At 60.0% G+C, this 22,733-nt stretch carries 24 protein-coding genes; 7 read left to right on the forward strand and 17 right to left on the reverse strand.

Annotated elements, in window-relative coordinates; translation table 11 throughout:
• Positions 1 to 637 precede the first annotated feature (637 nt).
• From IPM84_27430 to smpB, 3 genes are all read left to right on the forward strand, one after another.
• Entirely contained in the window at positions 638 to 1,840 is a 1,203-nt protein-coding gene (locus IPM84_27430) for a S41 family peptidase (GenBank protein MBK9096421.1), read from the forward strand.
• A gap of 76 nt (positions 1,841 to 1,916) precedes the next feature.
• Entirely contained in the window at positions 1,917 to 3,275 is a 1,359-nt protein-coding gene (locus IPM84_27435) for a S41 family peptidase (GenBank protein ID MBK9096422.1), read from the forward strand.
• Positions 3,276 to 3,294: 19 nt separating this feature from the next.
• Positions 3,295 to 3,771: an SsrA-binding protein SmpB gene (gene smpB / locus IPM84_27440; protein MBK9096423.1), complete on the forward strand. Its 477-nt coding sequence runs from the start codon at positions 3,295 to 3,297 to the stop codon at positions 3,769 to 3,771.
• A 6-nt stretch (positions 3,772 to 3,777) separates the two neighbouring features.
• On the opposite strand, the gene IPM84_27445 is transcribed toward smpB, so the two are convergent.
• The 5 genes from IPM84_27445 to IPM84_27465 all read right to left on the reverse strand — a co-directional run bounded on the left by IPM84_27445 (position 3,778) and on the right by IPM84_27465 (position 8,759).
• Entirely contained in the window at positions 3,778 to 4,419 is a 642-nt protein-coding gene (locus IPM84_27445; GenBank protein ID MBK9096424.1) for a hypothetical protein, read from the reverse strand.
• Between the two features lie 10 nt (positions 4,420 to 4,429).
• Positions 4,430 to 5,797, reverse strand: a complete 1,368-nt coding sequence (locus IPM84_27450; GenBank protein ID MBK9096425.1) for a VWA domain-containing protein — start codon at positions 5,795 to 5,797, stop codon at positions 4,430 to 4,432.
• Between the two features lie 128 nt (positions 5,798 to 5,925).
• Positions 5,926 to 6,885 (reverse strand): MoxR family ATPase, encoded by a 960-nt coding sequence (locus tag IPM84_27455; GenBank protein MBK9096426.1) that lies wholly within the window; start codon positions 6,883 to 6,885, stop codon positions 5,926 to 5,928.
• Positions 6,886 to 6,924: 39 nt separating this feature from the next.
• A complete protein-coding gene (locus tag IPM84_27460) occupies positions 6,925 to 7,968 on the reverse strand; it encodes a PrsW family intramembrane metalloprotease (GenBank protein ID MBK9096427.1) in 1,044 nt (347 codons plus the stop codon).
• A 113-nt stretch (positions 7,969 to 8,081) separates the two neighbouring features.
• The gene (locus IPM84_27465) at positions 8,082 to 8,759 is read right to left on the reverse strand and encodes a PHP domain-containing protein (protein ID MBK9096428.1); all 678 of its coding nucleotides are present in this window, start codon (positions 8,757 to 8,759) and stop codon (positions 8,082 to 8,084) included.
• A gap of 417 nt (positions 8,760 to 9,176) precedes the next feature.
• On the opposite strand from IPM84_27465, the gene IPM84_27470 reads away from it, so the two are divergent.
• Complete coding sequence (locus IPM84_27470; protein MBK9096429.1) at positions 9,177 to 11,363, forward strand: GAF domain-containing protein; 2,187 nt, start codon at positions 9,177 to 9,179, stop codon at positions 11,361 to 11,363.
• Here the strand turns inward: IPM84_27470 and IPM84_27475 are convergent.
• The 12 genes from IPM84_27475 to fusA form a co-directional block, all read right to left on the reverse strand.
• Entirely contained in the window at positions 11,317 to 11,496 is a 180-nt protein-coding gene (locus IPM84_27475) for a four helix bundle protein (protein ID MBK9096430.1), read from the reverse strand. The genes IPM84_27470 and IPM84_27475 overlap by 47 nt on opposite strands.
• A gap of 27 nt (positions 11,497 to 11,523) precedes the next feature.
• Positions 11,524 to 11,790 carry a hypothetical protein gene (locus IPM84_27480; GenBank protein ID MBK9096431.1) on the reverse strand — a complete coding sequence of 89 codons (267 nt, stop codon included), beginning with the start codon at positions 11,788 to 11,790 and terminating at the stop codon, positions 11,524 to 11,526.
• Between the two features lie 29 nt (positions 11,791 to 11,819).
• Positions 11,820 to 12,035 (reverse strand): type II toxin-antitoxin system HicB family antitoxin, encoded by a 216-nt coding sequence (locus IPM84_27485; protein ID MBK9096432.1) that lies wholly within the window; start codon positions 12,033 to 12,035, stop codon positions 11,820 to 11,822.
• A gap of 98 nt (positions 12,036 to 12,133) precedes the next feature.
• Positions 12,134 to 12,337 (reverse strand): hypothetical protein, encoded by a 204-nt coding sequence (locus tag IPM84_27490; GenBank protein MBK9096433.1) that lies wholly within the window; start codon positions 12,335 to 12,337, stop codon positions 12,134 to 12,136.
• A gap of 286 nt (positions 12,338 to 12,623) precedes the next feature.
• Positions 12,624 to 13,088, reverse strand: a complete 465-nt coding sequence (locus IPM84_27495) for a DinB family protein (protein ID MBK9096434.1) — start codon at positions 13,086 to 13,088, stop codon at positions 12,624 to 12,626.
• A gap of 202 nt (positions 13,089 to 13,290) precedes the next feature.
• Positions 13,291 to 13,701 (reverse strand): hypothetical protein, encoded by a 411-nt coding sequence (locus IPM84_27500; GenBank protein ID MBK9096435.1) that lies wholly within the window; start codon positions 13,699 to 13,701, stop codon positions 13,291 to 13,293.
• 367 nt (positions 13,702 to 14,068) lie between these two features.
• Positions 14,069 to 14,842, reverse strand: coding sequence for an ABC transporter permease (locus tag IPM84_27505; protein ID MBK9096436.1), 774 nt, complete (start codon positions 14,840 to 14,842; stop codon positions 14,069 to 14,071).
• Positions 14,839 to 15,765 (reverse strand): ABC transporter ATP-binding protein, encoded by a 927-nt coding sequence (locus IPM84_27510; GenBank protein ID MBK9096437.1) that lies wholly within the window; start codon positions 15,763 to 15,765, stop codon positions 14,839 to 14,841. The genes IPM84_27505 and IPM84_27510 overlap by 4 nt, the downstream gene beginning before the upstream one ends.
• A gap of 204 nt (positions 15,766 to 15,969) precedes the next feature.
• Positions 15,970 to 16,806 (reverse strand): MBL fold metallo-hydrolase, encoded by an 837-nt coding sequence (locus IPM84_27515; GenBank protein ID MBK9096438.1) that lies wholly within the window; start codon positions 16,804 to 16,806, stop codon positions 15,970 to 15,972.
• 166 nt (positions 16,807 to 16,972) lie between these two features.
• On the reverse strand, positions 16,973 to 17,197 hold the full coding sequence (locus tag IPM84_27520) for a type II toxin-antitoxin system HicA family toxin (GenBank protein MBK9096439.1): 225 nt from the start codon (positions 17,195 to 17,197) through the stop codon (positions 16,973 to 16,975).
• On the reverse strand, positions 17,194 to 17,403 hold the full coding sequence (locus IPM84_27525) for a type II toxin-antitoxin system HicB family antitoxin (GenBank protein MBK9096440.1): 210 nt from the start codon (positions 17,401 to 17,403) through the stop codon (positions 17,194 to 17,196). Before IPM84_27525 ends, IPM84_27520 begins: the two co-directional genes overlap by 4 nt.
• 238 nt (positions 17,404 to 17,641) lie before the next feature.
• Complete coding sequence (fusA, locus tag IPM84_27530; protein MBK9096441.1) at positions 17,642 to 19,720, reverse strand: elongation factor G; 2,079 nt, start codon at positions 19,718 to 19,720, stop codon at positions 17,642 to 17,644.
• 538 nt (positions 19,721 to 20,258) lie between these two features.
• Here fusA and IPM84_27535 point away from each other — a divergent pair.
• The 3 genes from IPM84_27535 to mreD all read left to right on the forward strand — a co-directional run bounded on the left by IPM84_27535 (position 20,259) and on the right by mreD (position 22,724).
• A complete protein-coding gene (locus tag IPM84_27535; protein ID MBK9096442.1) occupies positions 20,259 to 21,290 on the forward strand; it encodes a rod shape-determining protein in 1,032 nt (343 codons plus the stop codon).
• Between the two features lie 70 nt (positions 21,291 to 21,360).
• Positions 21,361 to 22,209: a rod shape-determining protein MreC gene (gene mreC / locus IPM84_27540; protein ID MBK9096443.1), complete on the forward strand. Its 849-nt coding sequence runs from the start codon at positions 21,361 to 21,363 to the stop codon at positions 22,207 to 22,209.
• Positions 22,210 to 22,223: 14 nt separating this feature from the next.
• On the forward strand, positions 22,224 to 22,724 hold the full coding sequence (gene mreD, locus IPM84_27545; GenBank protein MBK9096444.1) for a rod shape-determining protein MreD: 501 nt from the start codon (positions 22,224 to 22,226) through the stop codon (positions 22,722 to 22,724).
• The last annotated feature ends 9 nt before the right edge of the window (positions 22,725 to 22,733 follow it).

Consider the following 22,733-nt stretch of genomic DNA (forward strand, 5'->3'; position numbering starts at 1 on the left):
TTTAGCAGCGGTATTTATCTGGGGGGGGGGGGGTAGCAGCAGCCGCCGTGGAAAAGAGCAGACTGCACACCACCAACAGATGAACCAACGACGACAGGCGCGGCGCGAGCCGGCCGCGAGACAGGAAGGTGTGGTGAAGAGAGATGAAATAGTGAGGAACACCAGCGTAACATAACAACGGACTCCTTTCGTGCAGCAATCGAAAACGGATGGGGTCAGGGACATTTTCCTGACTGCTGAAGGAGGTCGCGGGCGGGAGAGAGCGCGCGGCGCTCTGTCAAGAGGCAAAATTTGGGCGTAGCAATTCCGAATTGGGCAGACGATTGACCACAAGGAACGCATAGAACACAAAGCAACGGCAGAAGATTCGCAGATTGGCGACGTCTTTGCGCTCTTTGCGTTCTATGTGGCAAGGAGCCGCCCATCTGTCTCTGCCACGAATTTCACTAATTTGCACGAATCGAGCTTCTGCCTTCGTGTCAATTCGTGCAATTCGTGGCAAAAATCCGCCAACCTCGCTCGCCCGGAAGTCATTTGGTTGGCCGCCCGATTGATGCTATACTCTCGCTTCGGTGTCCCCACGCAGCCGGCAACGGTCATGGTGGACAAACGTCATTCTGCCCATGGTGATGTCACCTTGAACGAACCATCACGTCCAACTTTTTCATGGCGCTCGCGCGAGATGCTCAGCGGGTTGTTCATGTTCACGGCGCTGCTCTTCCTGGCCTTCGCGGCCGGCTTCGGCGCGCACTGGCTGCTGACACGCGCGTCCGGGACAGCCAGTGACGCGCCAGGTTCGGTGACGATCCTCACCGATGCCCAGCGCCTGCTGCGCGACAATTTTCTGGGCCAGCCGCCGGCCGAGACCACGCAGGTGTACGGGGCCATCCGCGGCCTGGTGGAGACCTATCAAGATCCGTACACCGTTTTCATCGAGCCGCAGCCGCGGGCACGGGAAAAAGATCAACTGCGCGGGCGCTTTGGCGGCATCGGTGCGTACGTGGCAGTCAGCACCACCGGCCAGGTCTTTCTAACCCCCATGCCGGGACGACCGGCCGAGAAGGCGGGCATCCAGGCCAACGACGAGCTGCTGGCCGTGGACGGCAAGAGCGTCAGCGGCAAAAATCGTGACGAAGTGGTGGACATGGTGCGCGGCGAGGTCGGCACCCAAACGACGCTGCGCATCGGGCGCGTCGGCGCCGACCAGCCGTTTGACCTCGTCGTCACGCGTGAAGAGATCGAAAACCCGTCTGTGGAGTGGCGCTTGTTGGAAAATGACCCCCGCACCGGCTACGTGGCGCTGCACATCTTTGGTGAACGCAGCGTGCAGGAACTGAAAGACGCGATCAACGACCTGCGCGGGCAGGGCGCGCAGCGCCTGATCCTGGATCTGCGACACAACCCCGGCGGCCTGCTGGAGACGGCCGTAGATGTCGCCAGCCAGTTCCTCGCCAGTGGACGTGTGCTCAATGAACGGCACGCGGACAGCGAGACGACGTACGATGTGCGCGGCGCTGGCGTGGCGCGGGATCTGCCCCTGGTCGTCCTGACTGATGAGGGCACCGCCAGCGCCGCTGAAATTGTGGCCGGCGCCCTGCAAGACGCCAAACGCGCGCCGATCATCGGGGCCAAGACCTTTGGCAAAGGCTCGGTGCAGCTCGTGTTCGATCTGCGCGATGGTTCATCCCTGCACGTGACGACCGCACGCTGGTTCACACCGGCCTATCAGCAGATTGACGGCAAGGGCCTGACGCCCGACGTGCCGGTGGTCACTGGTGACGCGGCAGCCGGCGGCGATCCGGTTCTGGACGCTGCGCTGGCCTGGTTCGATAAACCATGAGACTGAGGCTTGGGCGACTGCAAGTCGCTGCAACCATGACGAAGTCCACCGGCGTGGACTGGCGAGGAATCTGGCAATGACTTCATCTAACTTCACACGCTGGTTGCTGGCCGGCTGCCTGGTTGTGGCGCTAACCACCACTGCCTTTATGGCCGGGCTGGCCACCGGCTTTGGGCTGGGGCGCTGGACTGCGCCCGCGGTCGTGGTTGCCCCCGCCGCGCCGCAGGAGTCACCGGCAGCCGTCGTCGAGGCGCCGCGCGTCACCGCGATTCCCGCGGCCACCCAGGCGCCGCCCGCCATGCTCCCCACCCCCAGACCAGCCCCCTCGGCCACACCGCAACGGGCGCCGCAACCGGCGGGCACGATCACCGCGCAGGACAAGGAACTCAAGCTGTTCTGGGAGGCCATGACCCTGTTACAGGATGGCTTCTACGGCGACGTGCCCAGCGGCCAGAATCTGCAATATGCGGCCATTCGAGGCGTGGTCAGCAGCCTGGACGATCGTTTTACCAGCTTCATGACGGCTGACGAGGCGCAACGCTTCGAGGACTCCCTGGATGGCAGCTTCGAGGGCATCGGCGCGCAGGTTGACAAGACCGAGGACGACAAAGGCGCACGCATCGTCGAAGTCTACCCTGGTTTTCCGGCGGCCACGGCCGGGGTGCGGCGCAATGACATCATCACTGCGGTGGACGGCCAGGATATCGGTCCCCTCAGCCTGACCGAGATCATCTCGCACATTCGCGGGCCACGCGGCACCACCGTCATCCTGACCATCCGCCGCGAGGGCGAGGACGCACCGCTGGAGATCAGCGTGACGCGGGCGCGCATCGAGATTCCTGTGGTGGAATCGAAGATGTTGGCAGGCAACATCGGTTATGTCAAACTACAGGAGTTCAGCCGGCCAGCGCCGGAGCGTCTGAAGACGGCGCTGAAGGAGCTGCTCGATCAGGAGCCGGTGGGCCTGATCCTGGACCTGCGCGGCAATCCCGGCGGCCTGCTCGATGTCGCGGTGGAGGTTGGCAGTCAGTTTGTGGCCGCAGGCGACATCCTGATCGAACGGAAGAAGGATGGCAGCGAGGAGCACTTCAGCGTGCGCACCGGCGGCTTGGCTATCGGAGTTCCGCTGGCGGTGCTGGTCAATGAAGGTTCGGCCAGCGCCAGCGAGATCGTGGCCGGCGCGATTCAGGACGCCGGGCGCGGGCCGTTGGTGGGAACCAAGACCTTTGGCAAAGGCTCCGTGCAACTGCCGCAGACCTTGAGTGATGGCTCCATGCTGCGCGTCACCATCGCCCACTGGTTCACCCCCAAAGGCCGCGGCATCCACGGCACTGGCCTGGAGCCAGACATCCCCATCGAACTGAGCGAACAGGATCGCAGCGCCGGCCGCGACCCGCAGTTGGACAGGGCCGTCGAATACCTGCGCGCGCAATAGTGAGTAAGGGGAGAAATTGGTGACGAAGAACGAAGATCAACGCAACCGCACGCTGGCGACCAATCGCAAGGCGCACCACGATTATTCGATCGAAGAGACCTACGAGGTGGGTTTGGCCCTGGTCGGCACGGAGATCAAGTCGCTGCGCGCTGGGCAGTGCAATCTGAAAGATGGCTATGCGGTCATTCGCCAGGGCGAAATCTGGATGCTGAACGTTCACATTTCACCCTGGGCGGGCGGCAACCGTGAGAACCATGACCCGCTGCGCGAACGCAAGTTGTTGCTGCATCGGCGCGAGATCAACAAGCTGGCGAGTCGCGTGGCCGAACGGGGCTGGACACTGGTACCTCTGCGTATTTATCTCAAAAGCAACCGGGCCAAAGTGGAATTGGGCCTGGTGCGCGGTAAGAAGCAGTACGACAAACGGGAGGCGATTGCCAAACGCGACAGCGACCGCGATGTGGAGCGCGGGGTCAAAGACTATCAGCAGGAATAGGCGTGCTCAAGGCCTCTCGCTGCGCTCGGCCGACGCGGGCGGTGGTGGTTTTTCTCCTTGCTCACCCAGCGCCAACCGTTGGATGCGCGCGGCCAGGTCTGGCGGCGGAGGCGCTTGCTCGGTAGTCGGCACAGCAGCGGGCGGGTGCGCGGGCTTGGCGGTCGTGGCCGCGGACGGCGCGGGCGCTGCGCTGACCGCGGCGGGCGCACGCGCGGCCTCTTGCGCCAGTTTTGCCAGGCGCTGACGGCCGCGTGCGATGCGCTGCTGCAACGCACGTTCTTCGGCCTGCAGCTCAGCTGCTGACTGGCGCAGTCGGGTGACGTGCCGACCAAGTTCCTGCGCCAGGGTCTGCATCTGCGTACACTCGGCCTGCAAGGACTCGGCTTCCACGGAATTGCCCGCGCGCGTCGCGGCGTCCAGGCGCTGCTGCACCTCAGCCACACGCGCCTGGGCCTGCTGCCAGGCTGTTGCCGCCTCTTGCTGGCGGGCGTTGGTGTCAACCCACAGTTCTTGTTGCTGTGCCAGCCGCGCCTGCGCCACCTCAATGTCGGTCGCCAGGCGATCTTCCTCTGGCACGTGCGTGTCGCGGTCGAGTAAGTGATGAAAGACGGCACGAATGCCGCTTGTGATTCGGTCTCGTAGCCTCATGGTTTCCCTCTCAGTGGGTAGTCAGCAGGCGATCCACGGCTTCGGCCAGGCTGGCCATGTTGTTGACCTCGAACACGGCGCTGCAGAAGGGCAGGTAGCGCAGCATGTCGCTGTCACCGCTGCCCCACAGCAACGACGATTCAGGCGTCAGCCAAACCAGCCGCCGCGACCGCCGCTTGATGTCGCCGAAAGCCTCAAGTTCAGGGTTGTTGTAGTTGTTGCGCCCATCGCCCACGATGATGACCGTGGTGCGGTGGTCAATGGCATCCAGGAAGTCGCGCTGGAAGTGCAGCAGGCTTTGGCCCAGGTCGGTGTTGTAGGAGCCGGGCTGCAAACGATTCAGCACATGCTCAATCGCCACGTCAGGGCGGAACTCCGTGAAGTCGGCCGTGATCTCTTGAATGTCATCAATGAAGGCAAAGGAGCGCGCCTGCGCCACCTGGTCTTGCAGGTCATACATCAGGCGCAGCATGAACTCAACCACGGAGCGCATGGAGGTTGAGACATCGCAGATGAGCAGAATCTTCGGCTTGATCTGGCGCCGGCGGTATTTCAACTCCAACGGCACCCCGCCATACTTCAGATTGGTGCGCAGCGTGCGTTTGACATCCAACTGACCGACCCGGCCGCGCCGCTGGCGCAGGGCGGCCCGGCTGCGCAACTGCGCGGCCAGGCGCTGCACCTGCTTGCGCAGTTCATCCGCTTCGCGCTCGCTGAGCGATTGAAAGGGGCGCTGTAAGAGATCGTCGTTGCGCTGCGCCTCCCGCGGCTCATTGAGCGCATTGCGCACAATGCTGGCACCCACATGTTGACTGACCTGCTGGCGCAGCGCGTCCTGGTTGGCCTGCACCAACTGGCGCAGACGATCCAGGGAACGCTTAGTCATGCCCATCCGATCCAGCAGCTCCCACAGTTCCTTGAGCGCCTTTTTCACCTCATCATGCCCCGCGGCGCGCAGCAGTCGGCTGGTCAGCCAGGGCTGTTGATACGGGTGCGTGGCATGGTTCAGCCCGACCATCTGGCCCAACTCCTCCAGTTCTGCTTGCGTCAGCGATTCCCCGCGCAGCAGGCGCTCCAGTTGCTGGCGCACGTTGCCGGTGAACTGACGGATGGCCTGGGCCAGGCGCTGCAAATCGGCATTTGACAAGTCCTGGGTGGCGTCCAGCAGCGGCGGCCCGCCCAGGCCAAAAAATTGTGGGAACAGCCGCTCGAACGTCGCCAGGTCCTGAGGCTCTTTGACGAGCGTGGCCCGCAGCGCGATGCGAAAGCGGTCACGATCCTGGACGCCCAGGGTTTCCACAGCGCGAAAGGCATCGGCGCTCTCCGCCACGGAGATACGCACGCCGGACGTGCGCAAGCCGGCGATGAATTCCACCATGCGTTCTTCCATCTAAAATCCCTCTAACTAATCCCTCTAACTAATCCCTCTAACTAATCCCTCTAACTAATCCCTCTAACTAATCCCTCTAACTAATCCCTCTAACTAATCCCTCCGAACCAACGGGCCTAGTTGTCCCACCCTTGCCGGCGCTTGCCCGATGGACGCGGCTGGAAGTCAGTGCTGCTGGCGCTGCTGGGCAACCCGCGCTGCACCCGCAGCACATCGGCTTCGTGTTTGAGCAGCACCGTCAGCGTGCTGTCCAACATTTTTTGATCAATGTGCTTGGCGTTGAGCGTGACCAGGGCTTTGGCCCAATCGAGTGTCTCGCTGATGCTCGGGCGTTTCTTGAGGTCCATCTGGCGCATCTGCTGCACCATGTCCACGGCCTGGCGAGCCAACTGCGGCGCCAGGTCAGGCACTTTCAAGCGCACAATGGCCAGCTCATTTTCCAGGTCGGGGTAGCTGAGGAAGAGGTAGAGACAACGCCGCTTGAGCGCCTCGCTCAGTTCGCGCGTGTTATTGCTGGTCAACACCACCATCGGTTGATGCACTGCGGTCACCGTGCCCAGTTCTGGCACGCTGACCTGGAAATCGCTCAGCACTTCGAGCAGAAACGCCTCGAAGGCCGCGTCGGCGCGATCAATTTCATCAATCAGTAGCACAACCGGTTCCTGCGAGGTGAGCGCCAACAGGAGCGGGCGCGGCAGCAGGAAGCGTTCCGAGAAGAAGACGTCATCTTCCAGGGCCAGGCGGTCGGCGGCCTCGACCAGAGTCTGGGCGTCGGCCAGCAGATTGGACAGCTTGTCGCGCAGGAGTTGCGTGTAGAGCATCTGCTTGGCGTATTCCCACTCGTACAGGGCCTTGGTTTCATCCAGGCCCTCGTAGCATTGCAGGCGGATCAAGCGGCGTCCGCTGGCAGCAGCCCAGGCTTTAGCCAATTCGGTCTTGCCGACGCCGGCCGGGCCTTCGGCCAGCACCGGTTTGCCCAACTGCTCGGCAAGATAGAGCACCGTGGCAATGGCATCCGATGCGATGTAACGTTGCTCACTCAACTGAGCACGGGCTGCGGTCGGATCTTTGAACATGAATTCCTCGTGGATAGTTTAGGTTTGGGGGCGTTTGGGTCAAGAGCCGGCAGATATCGGGTCAATGACAGGCGCCAGATCGGGGCGCAAGGCCATGATTTGCGTGCGCAATTGGGCCGCGCGGCGGCGCAGGTCATCGGCCTGCGCCGCGTCGGTCTGCTCCACGCGGCGCAGGCGCGTCTTGATGAAGGCCAGGTCAACCAATTGGCGCTGAAACAACGCAACACGCCGCGGCGCGCCGGCCCGCCACAGCGGCAGCATAGCCAGGCGACGCACGGCGCGGGCGCTGAACGTCAGCATGGCCTGATATTCTTGTGGCTGCAGCAAGATGCCGACCTCGTCCGCCAAGCCGTCGCGCAGCCAGCGGCGCTCATTGTCCCATGTCAGGATGACGATCAGAACCAGAAGCCAGAAGCCGCCCCAATCAGCCAGCACGCCGACGAAAAACGGCAGGATGGTGACATCGGCCAACTCAGCGCCCAGGTTGTGCAGCCCGTGAAAGAAAATGGCCGCGGCCAGGCCAAGCACAGGAAACAGCCAGCGGGCGACGCGCCGTCGGCTCAGCGCGGCCAGGCCAAAACCGATCCCGGTACACGCGGTGAAGAAGGCGTGATTGAATCCGAAGACGAAGGCGCGCAGCATGACCACCACGGCCCACCAGCCCCAGCCCTGCTCAGCGAACGCGCCGATGAAATAGAGCACGTTCTCGGTCATGGCGAAGCCGAAACCGATGACGGCCCCGTAGACGATGCCGTCGAGGATGCCGTCGAACTCGCGCGCAGCCCAAGTGGCGACGGCCAGCAAGGCCAGGGCCTTGAGAACCTCCTCCACGATGGGCGCCACCAACGCCGTAGAGGCCGCGCCGCCAATGACGGTCCGATCGAGCATGCGCTGCGAGGCGCTGTCGAAGGTTCCCTCGATCACCAGGGCGGCCACTACGGCCGGCACAGCGCCCCAGAAGAAGACCGTCAACAGCAAGGGCAGAGGCTCACGCTCGTGGCGGTCGGCCCACCAGACGAGCAGGGTATAGAGCACGGTGGGCACCAGGGCGGCGAGCAGGGATGCAGGGATGGCAATCAACATCAGGTTGCGGCCTCAACAGAATGAATCACGGTCTCACCAGGATCAACGCGGCGACAGGAAGATAGGAGCCGAGGGCGGTGGTCAACAGGCACGCATGGCGACCGACGCCGAGATCAGGCCGGCGGTTCGAAGCCGGTCAGGCGCTTATTCCATTTGGCGTAGGTGCTGGCAAAATGGGGCCACAGCCCGCTCAATGCGCCCAGGGCCTGCGCCTGGCTGAGGCTGTGCAGAAAACTGGCGCGCTCATCGGCGAACGGCGGCATGAGAAGGTAGCCATGGCCGATTTCGCCCAGGCTGTGCGCATCACTGCCGGCCGTGATGAGTTTGCCATAGCGCCGCGCCAGCGCCAGCGCTGCGTCGTTGTCGTCACGGTAGAGGCAGCGGGCATTGAAGACCTCGATGGCGTCTACCTGATCAATGAAGCGCCGTGCGTTCGCTTCGCCCAGCGCGGAGCGGCGAAACGAGTCGGCCGGATGCGGGATGCTAATCACGGCGCCCTGTTCGCGCAGGCGGGCCAAGGTCTCCTCAGGCGACAAGCCCTTGGGTACTTCCTCCTGCACGAAGTAGGCGATGAATTCGCCGGCGCTGCTCTTGACCTCTTCGCCAATGATGATCAGATCGGGCGCCAGGCGCTTGAGGTAACGGGCGCCCTCTACGTTGTTGTGCTCGGTGATAGCCAGCTTGTCAAGGCCGCGCACCCGTGCGGTCTCGATGATGGCACGCGGGTTCATCAGGCAATCGCGTGAAAACCAGCTATGACAGTGCAGATCAACCTTCCACAGTTCGGGCATACGCTCCATCCATTCTACGCTTCATCCATTCTACGTGTGTTGCGATTCTGGCGTGAGTATACAGCAAACGGGGCAGAAAGTCCAACACTTTACCGGTAACGCATACGCAACCTTTGCTGGCGCCGGACGTCCTTGTTCTTGCATATCCAGGCAGAGGATGCTCAGACATCCCGACTTGGTAAGGTTGACTGCGGTTGTCTGGCCGCAGTCAGCCCACACTAAGCGCCGCAGGATGCTTGCAGCATGGGTGAGCATCACACGTTTGGGGACATGACCGGCCCGCGACGCTGCGAGCGGGACGCCTGCACTCCCACAAACCCGTGACGCTCTCAGCAGGGTCTCTTGTCACGCAGCCAATCGCCTGTTATAATGAGGGTGCCCGATGATTGCCGCACAGTTCTCCCCGCTTGGAAGCCTATGACGCCCATAACTACTCCCTCCCACACGAATATCCTGGCCAGACTCAGCCGCGTGGCGCGCGAAAGCGGTACGGTGGCGCTTTGGCGCGAGGCATTGCCGTGGCTGTGCCAGGTGTGCGGCGCCCAGGGCGGCTCGATGGTGTTGGAGCGCCCGCCCACCCGTTTCCGTCATGGGGTGATCCCGCTCGCTACCGGTCTGCTGATTGACGCCTGGGAAGACACCGTCCTGACGGCGAGCCATTGGGTACCCAGCGCCGATCAATCCTTGTCCACACCCACACCGTTGGAGCCGATGACCACCGCCGGCATTCCCATGCTGCAAATACTGCTTGAGGATGGCCCGGTGATCCAGGGTGGCTTGAGCCTTGTCTACGGCAGCCTGGCAGAGATGAACGGGCCGCTGGCGGATACGGCGAGTGCCCTGGCCGGCACCGTCGGTCAACTGGCGGCGCTATCGGCCGAGCTCCAGTCATCGCAGCGGCGCTTGACGCAGCTCAACCTCCTGCAAGAAGTGGGCCAGTCTATCGCCTCGTCGCTGGACCTGGCCGACGTGCTGCGCGAAACCACCAACCTGGCCGCCAGTATGCTCGACGCCGAGGGTGCGGCGCTGCTGTTGATAGATGAAGATCAACAGGAGTTGATCTTCGCGGTGCCGGTAGGCGAAAAAGAGCACGAACTACGCCAACAGCGTATGAACATCAACGAAGGCGTGGCCGGCTGGACGCTGCGCCGCGGCCAGGCGGTCATCGTCAACGATGTGCGCAACGATCCCCGTTTCACCAAGTCGGTTGACCAGGCTACCGGTTTTCTGACACGCTCGATTCTGTGTGTACCACTACAGGCCAATGCGCGCATCGTCGGTGTGCTCGAAGTGGTCAACAAGCGCAACAATCAGCCCTTCACCCAGGAAGACCAGGAATGGGTGAGCGCGCTGGCCACGCAGGCGGCGGTAGCCGTGGCCAATGCCCAACTCTTCGCACGTGAGCAGCAACGCGTGAGCGAGCTGACCGCCTTGAACCAGGTTGCCGCCACCCTCAGCCAATCGCTCGACCTGGACAAGATGCTGGAAGCGGCGCTGACCAATGTGCTGACCGTGGTGCGCGCCGACGCAGGCAGCATTGCCCTGCTGGACAGCAGCGGCAAAAACCTGGACCTGCGCACGGTGTATGGCTTCGACCGGAATCTGCAGATGTTGCCCCGCAAAGTTGCCGTCGGCTCGGGTTTGCAGGGAAGCGTGGCGGCCAGCGGCGAGATGGTTGTCGTCCATGACCTGGCGGCTGATGCCCGTGTCGGCGAGGAATCGAAGGAAATTCTGGCCCGCACCGGTTTGCGCGGGGCGGCCATTCTGCCTGTTCGTTCGCGCGGGCGGGTGCGTGGCGTGCTGTCGGTCATGGTGCGGCGCACGCGCCATTTCAGCGCCGAAGAATTGGCCCTGCTGACCTCCATCAGTCAGCAGATCGGTGTGGCGGTGGACAATGCCAACCTGTACACCGACCTGCGGGAGGAGCGTGACCGCATCATTGCGGTTCACGAGAAGGTGCGTCACGAGCTGGTGCGCGACCTGCACGACGGCACGGCCCAGGTGTTGTCGGCGATGATTATGAACATGGAGGTGGTCAAGCGCACGGCCGCCTCACGGCCAGAGCTGTTGCCGCGTGAATTGGCCTATCTGGATGATCTGACACGCCAGGCCAACCGGGAGATTCGCCAGCTCTTGTTTCAGCTACGCCCGGTGATTCTGGAGACCCAGGGCTTGGCTGCCGCGATTGCCGTCTATGCAGAACAACTGCGCCGCCACGAGTCCTATGCCCTGTATCTCGAACTCTCGACCGGCGATTTCAAGCTGACCTCACAGGCCAGCGGCACGGTCTTTGCCATTGTGCAGGAAGCGCTCAACAATATCAAGAAACATGCCCATGCGAGCACTGTTTGGATTCAGGTTTGGGTAGAACGGGATTACTTGCACGTCACGGTGACGGACGATGGCACAGGGATCAACATGGCCGCGATCAATGCACAGTACGATCAGCACGGCAGTTTTGGCCTGCTAAACATACGCGAGCGAGCACGGCTGCTGGATGCCAAGTTGGAGTTCGTCTCACCGCGTCCCGACGCGTGCAACGGGACGCAAATCCAGCTTATCGTGCCGATGGATCGTCTGCTGCATGATAAGGATGAAGGATGAAACGATAGTTCGCCCCAACTGAAGTGCCGGATCGCAGCACCTGTTTTCCCAGCATTTGCGCGTCTGTCGTTTTCGGCAAAGCCGAATACATCCGAATTACCCGCAAGGCAAACGCCTTCGTCCGCTCCGGCAAAACGAATTGATGGTTGTTCCTATTCTTCTAGCGATATGCAGGCGTGCGCCCAGACTCCAATCGTCCTCTACGGGCACGCCTTGTTGGCATTGTCTTGATGAGGGCGCGGAGAATCGCGTTGACGGATTCAGGCGTCGTGAAAACCTCGGAAATATCCGGGTCAAGCATGACTACCACCTGGCTTTTGTCCACCTGCCCCGCGAACCGGTTGGGGCGAGCCTTGCTGTAGTCGAAGTCGTATTCCGGCCGCAGTTCATCGGCGGCGTCTTGGTTGAAATTAGGTGTTGTCGGCATTGACACAGTCGGACTCAGATGTCACGAATCTAAGCTGGTATGGCGATGTACTCAGCGAATGAACGCGCCTGGGGCACTGGGAGTTTGTCTTCCAACAGTCCGCGCACATGCATCTCAATGGCTTCGTGCATGTTGCGCGCGGTCTGATCCCGGGTCTTGCCGGTTGCCACACAACCGGGCAGATCCGGCGAGTATGCCGAGTAGTTACCATCCGCTTTTTCGATTATGACCAAGAAGCGATGCATATCGTGGAACTCCCCAGATCTTCTCCCCCTGTCTGTATCGTACACCCATTTCGGCCGTTCGACTGCCTCAGCCTTCATTGACTGACACAGTCGGGTCACTACTTCACCCCTGCTCTGGGGCAGATGATTTCCACCATTTCTCCCTTGTAAAACACGATCGTATGCTCATCAGGTTCTGAGTCGCCGAGATAAATCTTCTTCTTGTGACTCATCTTCTTGGCCTCCCGAATCGTGTTTTCAAAGAAATCCGACTGATGCCCACAGTCGCACTGATATGAGGAAGGATAAATCTCTTTTGGCACTGATGGCTCCGCCTCTGGTCTGCTCGATCCTCTACGCATTATTTTTCAACCGTTCGACGGTCTCAGCCCTCATTGGCACAGCCGGATGCGCCCCGTACAACCGCAGCGCTACAGCGTTGATTTCGGCTGCCCCACGGCGCCACATTGTCCAGCCTAACGGTTTGCGTTAGCTGCGGTGGGTGGGAGGGTGGATTCACCCTTGAAACGGGAAAAATCCAAAGCCAGACAAATGCCCAAAGAACGCGGCGCGTACCCACCGTTAGCTGCACGCTTTGTTGGGCGGTACTCACTTTGTTGACTTTTCCAGTGCGTGTTCGATATCCTTTACGCGATGGTAGCTGGAGTGACCGTCAAGATCAAAGGGCCATTCCGGTCGGCGCTCCCTGTCACTGAACCATGCTTCAGGTGTATCTTGAAGCGCAGCCAGCGCATCCTCCTGAACTTGCCTGTGCCAAGCCAAAACCTCCTGTGGGGAGCGATCTCGCCAACGCTCGTAGATGAGGTGGTTCCCATCCGTCCAACTGAGTCCTTTCTCCTCCACCGGTATGGGTTGTTTCTTAATTTTTCTGACCACGTCAGCCTTCCAATGGGCAATATGCGCTAGTGCATCTTTCACTGTCCAAGGGTCTTTGGTCTCGGGTCTGGTTAGCAATCTATTCCAATCCTCATCGGTAAGGTTATTGACCAGACGATCCAGGCGTTCGAACTCCCGAATAGTGCGCTTGATTACTTCCTCGCGAGAATGACGCACAAGAACGAACCTCCTGCATATTCTAATCCTGCTCGAGCTCTGGCTGCATGTGCCGCCTAACGGCTGGCGTTAGCTGCGGTGGGTGGGAGGATGGACTCACCCTTGAAACGGGAAAAATCCAAAGCCAGACAAATGCCCGAAAACACGGCGACTCCCACTTGTCGGCTGCACGCTGTGTTGGGCGGCAATTTGATTCTATCCATTATCGAGTAGCACGTTCTGAGGACCTTGTGAAAGCGACAATGCCACTGCTTATCAATAAAAGAAACGCGGTAGGTGCCCAGATGGCTCGCTCATCGGCACTGGGTGTGATCAGATTGAGGACAAGACTCAGGGCTGCAAAGGCGACAACGAACCAGATGAGCCAGCGTGAGACACGCGACCATTTAGGTAGCATGACTTCTGCCCTCGCGAGGACAACCGCGGCCATCGCAAGAAGCAACGCGGCTTGGACAAGCGCTGCGATGCGTAAAGCAGGTGGAAATTGACCGGGGAACGCGCCGCCCATGGCAAACGCGCCCCAGGGAGCACCTGCCGCCAACGCGATCTGAAAGGCAACGACCGCTAAAGAAATGATTGCATAAGAAAGTGCTGCGATGCGTCTCAATGTCATAGGAACTCCTTACGAGGATACACCATTATCGTCTGCCGCTCAACGCCAACCGTCAGCCACCGGGGCCGCCAACATCGTCAACCGGTCCAGATCCTCCCCGATCGGTGTGCGGAATGTTGGGCAGCGGCGCCCCGAGCCCGACCTGACCGAACGGGCCTGGGCAAACCTGCGACCCCTTCCATTCCAACCGCCTGCCCGTGAACGGCCGTCGAAGGACCGCCCAACGCCAACCGGTCTCCAATCTCCGGTCTCCGGTCTTCGGCAGACCCGCCCAACGTTCCGCGTAACCCGCGTGGCCTCTGCTACGCTTCGGCCACGTCGGGTTCACGCGGTGTTAGCCCGCCCCCTCAGCGGTCATTATGCACAACTAATGCGTTTGGTCTGCCCACTCCCACCAGAGGAGAGTGCCAACAAGTCCAGCGACGCTGGTCAGAATGACAACCACATAACTGACCATTCCAAGGTCTTCACCTTGAACGTACAAAGCGGGCACAGACCAGGGAAAGTATTCTCCCCATCCGGCGGCATTGGTGAGTTGCGCCAGGACCATGGCAAGTATCATCACGCCGATTGGCGGCAAATAACCATGCCATGCGCTTGCCGCGAACGCGATCGGCGTTACGAGTGCGATGGTTAAACATGCGCCTGCAACTACCATAGCCCCGCTTTGTAGAAAAACCTGTGACGATACTTGCGGAAGTTTCAATGCCGTGCCAATCAAGAGAGTAATGAGACAGGTGGTTGCAGTCACTGCGGTTGACCAAATCGCAATCACGATGAATTTACTCAAAACAATGGTGAATCGCGCAGTCGGCAGCGCCAGCAAATCTTTTACCGTTCGGTCAGAATACTCACGACCGAACACCCAACTGGCAATGAGACCAAAAAGAAAGGCGCCGCCTGCTCCAACTGCCAGTGTAAGAAATCGAAGATACGTTGGCCAGTCGGCGGCGCCCATCGTCAGTTGTGCTTTGGCGCTGATCAGTCCAACGCGGCGCGCCATTTCAGGATCTTTCAGGACGATCATAAAGAATCCGCCGCCTAACGGAACCATCGCAAATCCAAGCGCAGTAAACAATGGCATTTTGGATCGGCGCGCTTTGAGAAATTCGACCCAGATTGCCTGAGCGAGGTTATTCATCTTGCGCCTCCTTCCTCCATGCCGACAAGTCGCAGAAAATAATGCTCCAGGTCTTCTTCTTCGACATTGAGCATGGTCGGCGCATGACCTGCGTTTACAAGTCGAATCGCAATATCATCTGGTCGTTTGATTGCCATATCGTTCTTCATCTCGATTGTCCCATCCGAAATAATATCGGCGGAGAATCCAGCATTCACAAGCACTGCACGCGCCGCCTGATTATCTCGTGTGCGAATGACAAGTTGTCGCCGCCGATTGCGTTCAAGTTCATCCACATCGAGTTCCTGCAACAATCGCCCTTGATGAATAATGCCAATACGTTTCGCCAGCCGCGACACTTCACCCAGATTGTGACTCGACATGAAAACAGTAACGCCCTGTTTTGTCGTTAACTCGATCAAGAGATTGCGGATTTCAACAATCCCTGCTGGGTCCAAGCCATTGGCTGGTTCGTCAAGGATGATGAGTTCCGGATTGTGCAACAGCGCCTTAGCGAGACCGAGACGCTGTGCATTGCCATGCGATAACGTGTTCGTGCGTCGATCCGCATATGCGTGCAAACCCAGTTGTCCGATAACGCGATCAACCGCTTGCGGTTCGGTGCCAGGACGAAGACGCCGCATCGCTTCCAGATTTTCGCGTACGGTGAGTTCTGGATAGGCGTCCGCAGTCTCAACCAAATATCCAACCGAGCGCCATGGTTTTCTCTCGCCAACGCGAACCCGCGTACTTAGCACATGCGCTTCACCTGATGTTGGTTTGACCATTCCAAGTAACAGGCGAATCGTCGTTGTTTTGCCTGCGCCATTAAGACCCAGGAACGCGTAGATTTCGCCTTTGGCAACGCGCAAAGACAAGTCATCAACGGCGGTGACATTGCCGTATCGTTTCACAAGGTTGTTCGTTTCGATGACCGTGTGCATTTTGTCCTGAACAGCGGTAGTTAATCATTGGGGGTTGGGGATATGGGGGGGGGAGCCCAAAGTTTTTTTGCGCCGGGTGGCCCGCGGCCACACACCCGGAGAAAACCCCGTTCCCCCCCCGCTGTTGATGAAAACCCCCCAGAGGGGGCGCGGCCCCGCGACTTGGGGGGGGCCCCCTAAAGAAAAGGCCGGGCCTGCCTCTGTTTACCTTTGCAAAGGCTGCCATTTCCATCTTCTATCCTGCTTGGTGATATGCCCTAAACTGGGAAACGGAGAAAAATGAAAAGCCAGGACCAAGGCGTTTTGCTCTGCTGCACGTGGATAAATGGCTTGTCTGGTCGCAACTGTCTGCTCAGGAATTTGGTCTAGCTGAGAATACCATTCTGGATATTCAATCTGGATTGGATGGAGGGCGACATCAACCATATCAAGCAGGTATTCTCCACGTGACGCAACCTCAACGGCTATATGTCCGGTGGTATGTCCCGGCGCAGCAATAACCCGAATACCAGGAACAATCTCGGTTTCTTTATCAAGCGTCTGGAGTTGTCCGGCAAGTGGCGGAAGTTTCTGGCGGGCAATGCTGGCCGCCCACTCAGAAGACTCCCTCAGAGTTGTCTCTGTGGTCCAAAAATCCCATTCATCCCGCCACATATAATACGTGGCCTCTGAAAATGTTACATTCCCCGTGCCATCAACACATCCACCAATATGGTCGGCATGGCCATGTGTAAGAATCACGGTGTCAATGTCTTGTGGCTGAAAGCCTTCCTCGCGTAGTAGTGGCAATAACTGCCCTCCGTATTCGCTGCCCGTTCCAAAACCGGTGTCAACCAGTACGACATTGTTCGGTGTTTTGATAAGCAGACAGGTCCACGTAGAAGGTAAATAGTCAGGTTCATGACCATAGCGTTGGAGGACTTGCAGGAGTTCATCTTCTGGGGCGTTGGCGAATAACATATGGGCATTGCCGACAAAGCCCCCGTCATTGACGACCAAACATTGAAAATCTCCAATTTTAAGACGATAGCTGTCCCCCATTCTCCTACTCCTTAAAATGTTCTCTCGCTTCGCGGTTTGTCATTTGGCCGCCCAACGCGCCCCGCTTGAAACACCGCCGGTGGACGGGCATCCTCAGATTGACGGCGAACGGTGGAGTGCCGCCCGTCGCACGATCGCACATTTTCGCCATCCGCAATACCCGTGTTTAGAGTTCGTCCTGCAACTCCTCATGTGAAATGTCGCAATCGCGCAGTATTTGAGCGAGTAAACCACGTCCAATGGTTTCCCCACGATGCACCGGTACTACCGTGCCGCGCCCATCTGCGTGTCGGAGGAAATGATGACTGCCCTTGATGCGGATCACGTCGAAGCCCAACTTGCGCAAGGCCTTGATGAGTTGCGCACCGGAGACTGAAGAAAACGTACTCATGCCATGACCGCCACGCGTTGTATCCCAATGAATTCATTGGTTATGGGTTCCTGAACCTCCAGGCAGAGCTCGATCGCCTCCTTGATGCGCTTCATCAGGACATCCAACGATTTCGCTTGGGTATGACAACCGCGTAACGCGGGCACGGAGGCTACAAAGTAGCCATCTTCATCCTTCTCGATCATCACGCTGAATTCTCGCATCATGTTTCCCGTCTCCAAGGTTGTAAGGCTCTATCGCTGTCTACGCTCTATCCTACCACGACTTGCGCCTCTGCGCTAGCGGATTCAAGAAGTTCGGAAGAAGGTGAGGCTCTACCTAAAAGGCGGCGCGTGCCGGCAATTGCCGGACGCGCCGCCCATCTTATCACGGAGAGCGCAGAGAGCGCCCAGGTTCCGATTCCCGCGGCGTTCTCCGCGCCCGCTGCGGTAAAAAATCCGCTCCCTATTCCTTCTCGGCCGCCTCGCGCTTGGCCTCGGCAATGATCGCCTCGGCCGCGTGCGCCGGCACCACTTCATAGTGTGAGACCGACATGGTGAAGACGCCGCGCCCCTGGGTGATCGAACGCAGGTCCGTGGCATAGCGTTGCATCTCAGCCAGCGGCACCTGGGCGGTCACAATGCTGCGCCCCCGCTCCTGGGTCATGCCATGCACACGAGCGCGCTTGGTGTTGATGTCGCCCAGCACATCGCCCATGTACTCGTCCGGCACCGTGATGGCTACGTCCATGATCGGCTCCAGCAGCACAGGGTTGGCCTGCTGAAGCGCGGCCTTGAAGGCTTCGCGGCCGGCCACCTGGAAGGCAATATCCTTCGAGTCCACCGGGTGCATCTTGCCATCGAATACTTCCGCCCGCACATCCACCACCGGATACCCGGCGATGGCGCCCGATTCCAACACCGACTTGATACCCTTTTCGATGGAGGAGAAGAAGGAGTTGGCAATGACGCCGCCGAAGACGCGATCGGTGCTGAACTCGAAACCGGCGCCACGCGCCAGGGGTTTGACCTCCAAGTGTACCTCGCCAAACTGACCGGCCCCGCCCGTCTGCTTCTTGTGGCGATACATGGCGCTGGCGTTCTTGGTGATTGACTCCTGGTACGGCACCTTGGGAATGCTGGTCTCGACGCCAACCCCGAACTTCGATTCCATGCGGCGGATGGCAATATCAATGTGTGTGTCGCCCATGCCTTCGAGGATGGTCTGCTGAGTGGTCAGTTCCTGGCGCCAGCGCAGGGTGGGGTCTTCTTCGCTCAGGCGAGCGAGTGCCGGCCCCAACTTGGCAGAATCGGTCTTGGTTCTGGGCGAAATCGCCACTGAGAAGAGCGGGCTCGGATAGCTCGGCTTCGCCATCTGGATCTGGGCCGACTTTTCGCACAGGGTGTCCGACGTCGTCGTGGCGGTCAACTTGGCCACCGCGCCAATGTCACCGGCAACCACCGCGTCCACATTGGTGTGCTGTTCGCCACGCGGTATGAAAAGCTGCGGAATGCGCTCTTCTGCCTGGCTACGCGGGTTGAACGCCCGTGAATCAGAGTGCATAGTGCCCGAGAAGACACGGAAGAAGGTCACGCGGCCGACATAGGGATCGGCGACGGTCTTGAAGACGAGGGCGACCAGGGGGCCAGCGGGGTTTGGCGCCAGCATGATGGTTTCCTCGGTGGACACCTTGACAGCCGCGGTTGCGGCCGCGTCCGCGGGCGAAGGCGCCAATTGCACCAGCGCGTCCATCAAGGCTTGGACGCCCAGGTTGGCGCTGGCCGCGGTACACATCACGGGAATGATGGAGCCAGCGCGGATACCGAGGCTAAGACCCAACTGGATTTCCTCGGGCGTCAGTTCTTCGCCTTCGAGGTATTTCATGATCAGGTCGTCGTTGCCTTCGGCGGCGGCTTCGATCAGCTGTGTGCGTGCCTTTTCAACCTCGGCCTTCAGGTTGGCCGGAATATCCTGCACATCACCCTTGGAGCCAACGAAGGCCTTCATCTGCATGAGGTCAACCACGCCCTGGAAGTCATGCTCCTTGCCGATGGGGACCTGCAAGGCCACGATGGCGCCGGCAAAGTGTTCGCGCAACGATTGCAGGGCCTTCTCGAAATTGGCGTTCTCGCGGTCCATCTTGTTGACCACGATCAAACGTGGTAAGTTACGCTCATTGAGGTAACTCCAGGTCAACTCAGTACCCACTTCTGCTCCGGCCACCGCATCCACCATGACAAGGCCGGCATCGGCCACGGCCACGGCCGCGACCACATCGCCTGCAAAATCGGCGTAACCCGGCGTGTCAAGCACGTTGATCTTGCTGCCCTTCCATTCACATGGAATCACCGACGTGTTGATCGAAACGTGGCGCCGCTTCTCTTCATCGTCCCAGTCCGAAACGGTTGTGCCATCTTCAACCCGGCCGAGGCGTGTCGCGACGCCCGTATCAAAGAGCATCGCCTCACTGAGAGACGTTTTGCCGCAACCACTGTGCCCAACCAGGGCGATGTTGCGGATATTCTTCGTCGGAAAAGTCCCCATCAATCCTCCACTGATACGTCCGTTTTCTGTTATGACCTTAACTGCCCACCCATTTTTGATATCGAACATGGGTCCTGCTGGCAGCGTCGTGTTGAGGTCAGGTGCGTGCATGATATGCCGCCAGCTTGATAGGCTGACGGCAACAACTGAATTTTAACCGAGAATACAAAAAATGTCAATCATGATACGAATCAGGGGCGCCCATGCGGTAACCGGTGCGTTCCGTCATTCGTTATGAGGCTGTCACCCTTGGTTCCTGCCTGGCAACCAGCATCAGCTTCCGTGTACAACAGCCCACGCAAGTGGGCTTCGCAGTCGTTGCAGCGACTTGCAGTCGCCGGGCGCGTTTGCTCATCGGCGTTTTACGTATCACATGGCACATGGTATAATGGCGCCGTCGCTGTGGTTGGCATAGCTGCCGCCCGGCCTGACCCCGACCCATACGGCCCGACACGTCGGTGGGCCGATTTTTTCGCCAAAATCTATCCCCGTCGGAGGAGAGTCCGAGTTGTTTAGCCCACTCAACTGGCTGTTAGGCCTGTTTTCCCTGGATATCGGGATTGACCTGGGTACCGCCAATACCCTGGTCTGCGTCCGCAACCAGGGTATTGTCATCAACGAACCGTCTGTCGTGGCCATCGAGAAGAAAACCAAGAAAGTCCTGGCTATCGGCGCCGAGGCCAAGGAGATGGTTGGCCGCACGCCGGCCAACATTGTGGCGGTGCGCCCCTTGCGTGACGGCGTGATCTCCGATTTTGATGTCACCGAGCAAATGCTCCATCATTTCATTCGCAAAGTGCATGATCGCTCGCTGCTGCGCATCCCGCGTCCGCGCGTGGTGGTTGGCATCCCCAGCGGTGTCACCGAGGTTGAGAAACGCGCCGTACATGATGCGACCATCAGCGCCGGCGCGCGCGAGGCTTACCTGGTTGAGGAACCGATGGCGGCCGCCATTGGCGCCGGCCTCAAGGTGACCGAAGCCAAAGGCTCGATGATCGTTGACATTGGTGGCGGCACCACCGAAGTGGCAGTCATTGCCCTGGGCGGCATCGTCGTGGCCCGTTCCATTCGCGTGGCCGGTGATGAGATGGACGAAGACATCATCGCGTATGCCCGCCAGAAATACAACATGCTGATCGGTGATCGCACGGCCGAACAAGCCAAGATTCAGGCCGGTTCCGCCTACCCCCTGGAGCAGGAGATCACCCACACGCTGCGCGGCCGTAATCTGATCACCGGACTGCCGGAGGGCATCGAGATCAGCAGCATCGAGATTCGCGAGGCCCTCCGTAACTCGGTCAGCGTCATTGTGGAAGCCGTCAAGTCTGCCCTGGACGACACCCCACCAGAACTGGTGGCCGACTTGATGAGCGGTGGCATTGTGTTGGCGGGTGGCGGCGCCCTGCTGCGTGGCCTGGCTCAACGCCTGAGCGAAGAAACCAAGATGCGCGTCTACGCAGCGGACGACCCCATGACGTGTGTGGCCAAGGGCGCGGAGAAAATCCTGGAATCGCTGGAAGACCTGCGCAAGGTGTTGACCAGTATGCAGCGCGGCAGCACCATTCACTGATCCGCCCAGGAAGTCACCTGACAAATCTGAACGATAGACGCTGGTGAATCGCATCTATGCCTGAATTGACATGACTCAAGCCAATCGACGCGCCACCCCGCGGCGCCTGTTCATCTTCGTGGGGGTCTGCGCCCTGCTCATGCTCCTCGACCTGAGCGGCCGACTGCTGGCGATCAAAGGGCTGATCTTGCGGCCGGTGCTGCCCGTTCAATCTGGCTTGACCAGTCTGGCAGGAGGAGCCCGATCGGTCGTCAACCTGGTTCAGGACTTGGGTACCTTACGCCAACGCAATCAGGACTTGCAGGAGTTGGCGGACCGCCTGACCGTGGAGAACGTGCGCTTACGCGACGTTGAAATCGAAGACGAGAACCTGCGCCGCCTGTTAGATTTTCGCCAGAGCAACCCCAACTTCGCAATGCGCGGCGGCCAGATCGTCGGGCGCGTGCTGGGCCGTGATCCCAATTTTCTGAAGTACCTGGTGATTGATCTCGGCAGCGAGCAGGGCATCGCGCCGGGCATGCCGGTGATGAGCGATGTGGGGCTGGTCGGGCGCATCGTCGAGGTGAGCGCCAGCAGCGCGAAGGTGCTGCTCATCACCGACCCCGGCAGCGCAGTCAATGCCCTGGTGCAAGGCTCGCGTGTGTTGGGCGTGCTGCAGGGCGTAGACGGCGGCAACCCCCAGATCAAATACTTGACCCAGGATGCGGTCATCAGTCCCGGTGACATCGTGTTGACTTCGGGCCTGGGGGGCAGCCTGCCCAAGGGTTTGGTCATTGGCCAGATTCTCAAGGTGCGGCATCGAGATTACGAGATGTTCCAGGAGGCAGAGGTGCGTCCCACGGTCAACTTTGGGCGCCTCGAACTGGTCCTGGTCATCACTGACTTCACCGCGGCGGACGCAGGCTCAACGTCGCCCTGACTGGTAAACCGTGGATGAACCTATACTTCTTGGTGCCCATGCTGGCCGCAATCGGCCTGCTACAAACCACCTTCGTTCCCTACCTCAGCCTCTTGGGCGCAAAACCCAACCTGATGCTGTTGGTAGTGGTGGCGTGGACACTGATCGCCGGCAGCCGCGAGGGCCTGTGGTGGGCATTCATTGGCGGTCTATGGCTCGACCTGCTAGGCGGCAGCCCGCTCGGCGCCTCAGCGCTGGCGCTGGTGGCTGCTGCCTATCTGATCGGACAGGGCGCAGGTGCCATCTTTCGCGAACGACTGCTGATTCGAGTGCTCAGCGGCCTGGCTGCCGGTCTGGTGTACGGCAGCGTACTGCTCGGTCTGTTGGCCCTGGGCGGCCGCCCGGCCGATTGGCCGGCCACGTTGGTCAGAGTCATCGTGCCCGATGCGCTCTACAATGCCATGCTACTACCGGTGGTGTACGTGCTGGTTCTGGCCGCAAGTCGTCGCGTTGGGTCGCGACGATGGGAAGTGTGAGGCGCGCGC

The organism is Candidatus Amarolinea dominans, from assembly GCA_016719785.1.
In the GTDB taxonomy this organism is placed as follows: Bacteria; Chloroflexota; Anaerolineae; order SSC4; family Amarolineaceae; genus Amarolinea; species Amarolinea dominans.

Excerpts from the sequence above, each read along its gene's own strand:
- IPM84_27460 (MBK9096427.1), bottom strand. The coding sequence starts at position 7,968 with ATGTTGATTGCCATCCCTGCATCCCTGCTCGCCGCCCTGGTGCCCACC.
- IPM84_27485 (MBK9096432.1), bottom strand. The coding sequence starts at position 12,035 with ATGCATCGCTTCTTGGTCATAATCGAAAAAGCGGATGGTAACTACTCG.
- fusA (MBK9096441.1), bottom strand. The coding sequence starts at position 19,720 with ATGGGGACTTTTCCGACGAAGAATATCCGCAACATCGCCCTGGTTGGG.
- IPM84_27455 (MBK9096426.1), bottom strand. The coding sequence starts at position 6,885 with ATGTTCAAAGATCCGACCGCAGCCCGTGCTCAGTTGAGTGAGCAACGT.
- IPM84_27515 (MBK9096438.1), bottom strand. The coding sequence starts at position 16,806 with ATGGGGGACAGCTATCGTCTTAAAATTGGAGATTTTCAATGTTTGGTC.
- IPM84_27505 (MBK9096436.1), bottom strand. The coding sequence starts at position 14,842 with ATGAATAACCTCGCTCAGGCAATCTGGGTCGAATTTCTCAAAGCGCGC.
- IPM84_27500 (MBK9096435.1), bottom strand. The coding sequence starts at position 13,701 with ATGACATTGAGACGCATCGCAGCACTTTCTTATGCAATCATTTCTTTA.
- mreC (MBK9096443.1), top strand. The coding sequence starts at position 21,361 with ATGACTCAAGCCAATCGACGCGCCACCCCGCGGCGCCTGTTCATCTTC.
- IPM84_27445 (MBK9096424.1), bottom strand. The coding sequence starts at position 4,419 with ATGAGGCTACGAGACCGAATCACAAGCGGCATTCGTGCCGTCTTTCAT.
- IPM84_27525 (MBK9096440.1), bottom strand. The coding sequence starts at position 17,403 with ATGATGCGAGAATTCAGCGTGATGATCGAGAAGGATGAAGATGGCTAC.
- IPM84_27480 (MBK9096431.1), bottom strand. The coding sequence starts at position 11,790 with ATGCCGACAACACCTAATTTCAACCAAGACGCCGCCGATGAACTGCGG.
- IPM84_27520 (MBK9096439.1), bottom strand. The coding sequence starts at position 17,197 with ATGAGTACGTTTTCTTCAGTCTCCGGTGCGCAACTCATCAAGGCCTTG.
- mreD (MBK9096444.1), top strand. The coding sequence starts at position 22,224 with ATGAACCTATACTTCTTGGTGCCCATGCTGGCCGCAATCGGCCTGCTA.
- IPM84_27470 (MBK9096429.1), top strand. The coding sequence starts at position 9,177 with ATGACGCCCATAACTACTCCCTCCCACACGAATATCCTGGCCAGACTC.
- IPM84_27435 (MBK9096422.1), top strand. The coding sequence starts at position 1,917 with ATGACTTCATCTAACTTCACACGCTGGTTGCTGGCCGGCTGCCTGGTT.
- IPM84_27510 (MBK9096437.1), bottom strand. The coding sequence starts at position 15,765 with ATGCACACGGTCATCGAAACGAACAACCTTGTGAAACGATACGGCAAT.
- IPM84_27450 (MBK9096425.1), bottom strand. The coding sequence starts at position 5,797 with ATGGTGGAATTCATCGCCGGCTTGCGCACGTCCGGCGTGCGTATCTCC.
- IPM84_27465 (MBK9096428.1), bottom strand. The coding sequence starts at position 8,759 with ATGCCCGAACTGTGGAAGGTTGATCTGCACTGTCATAGCTGGTTTTCA.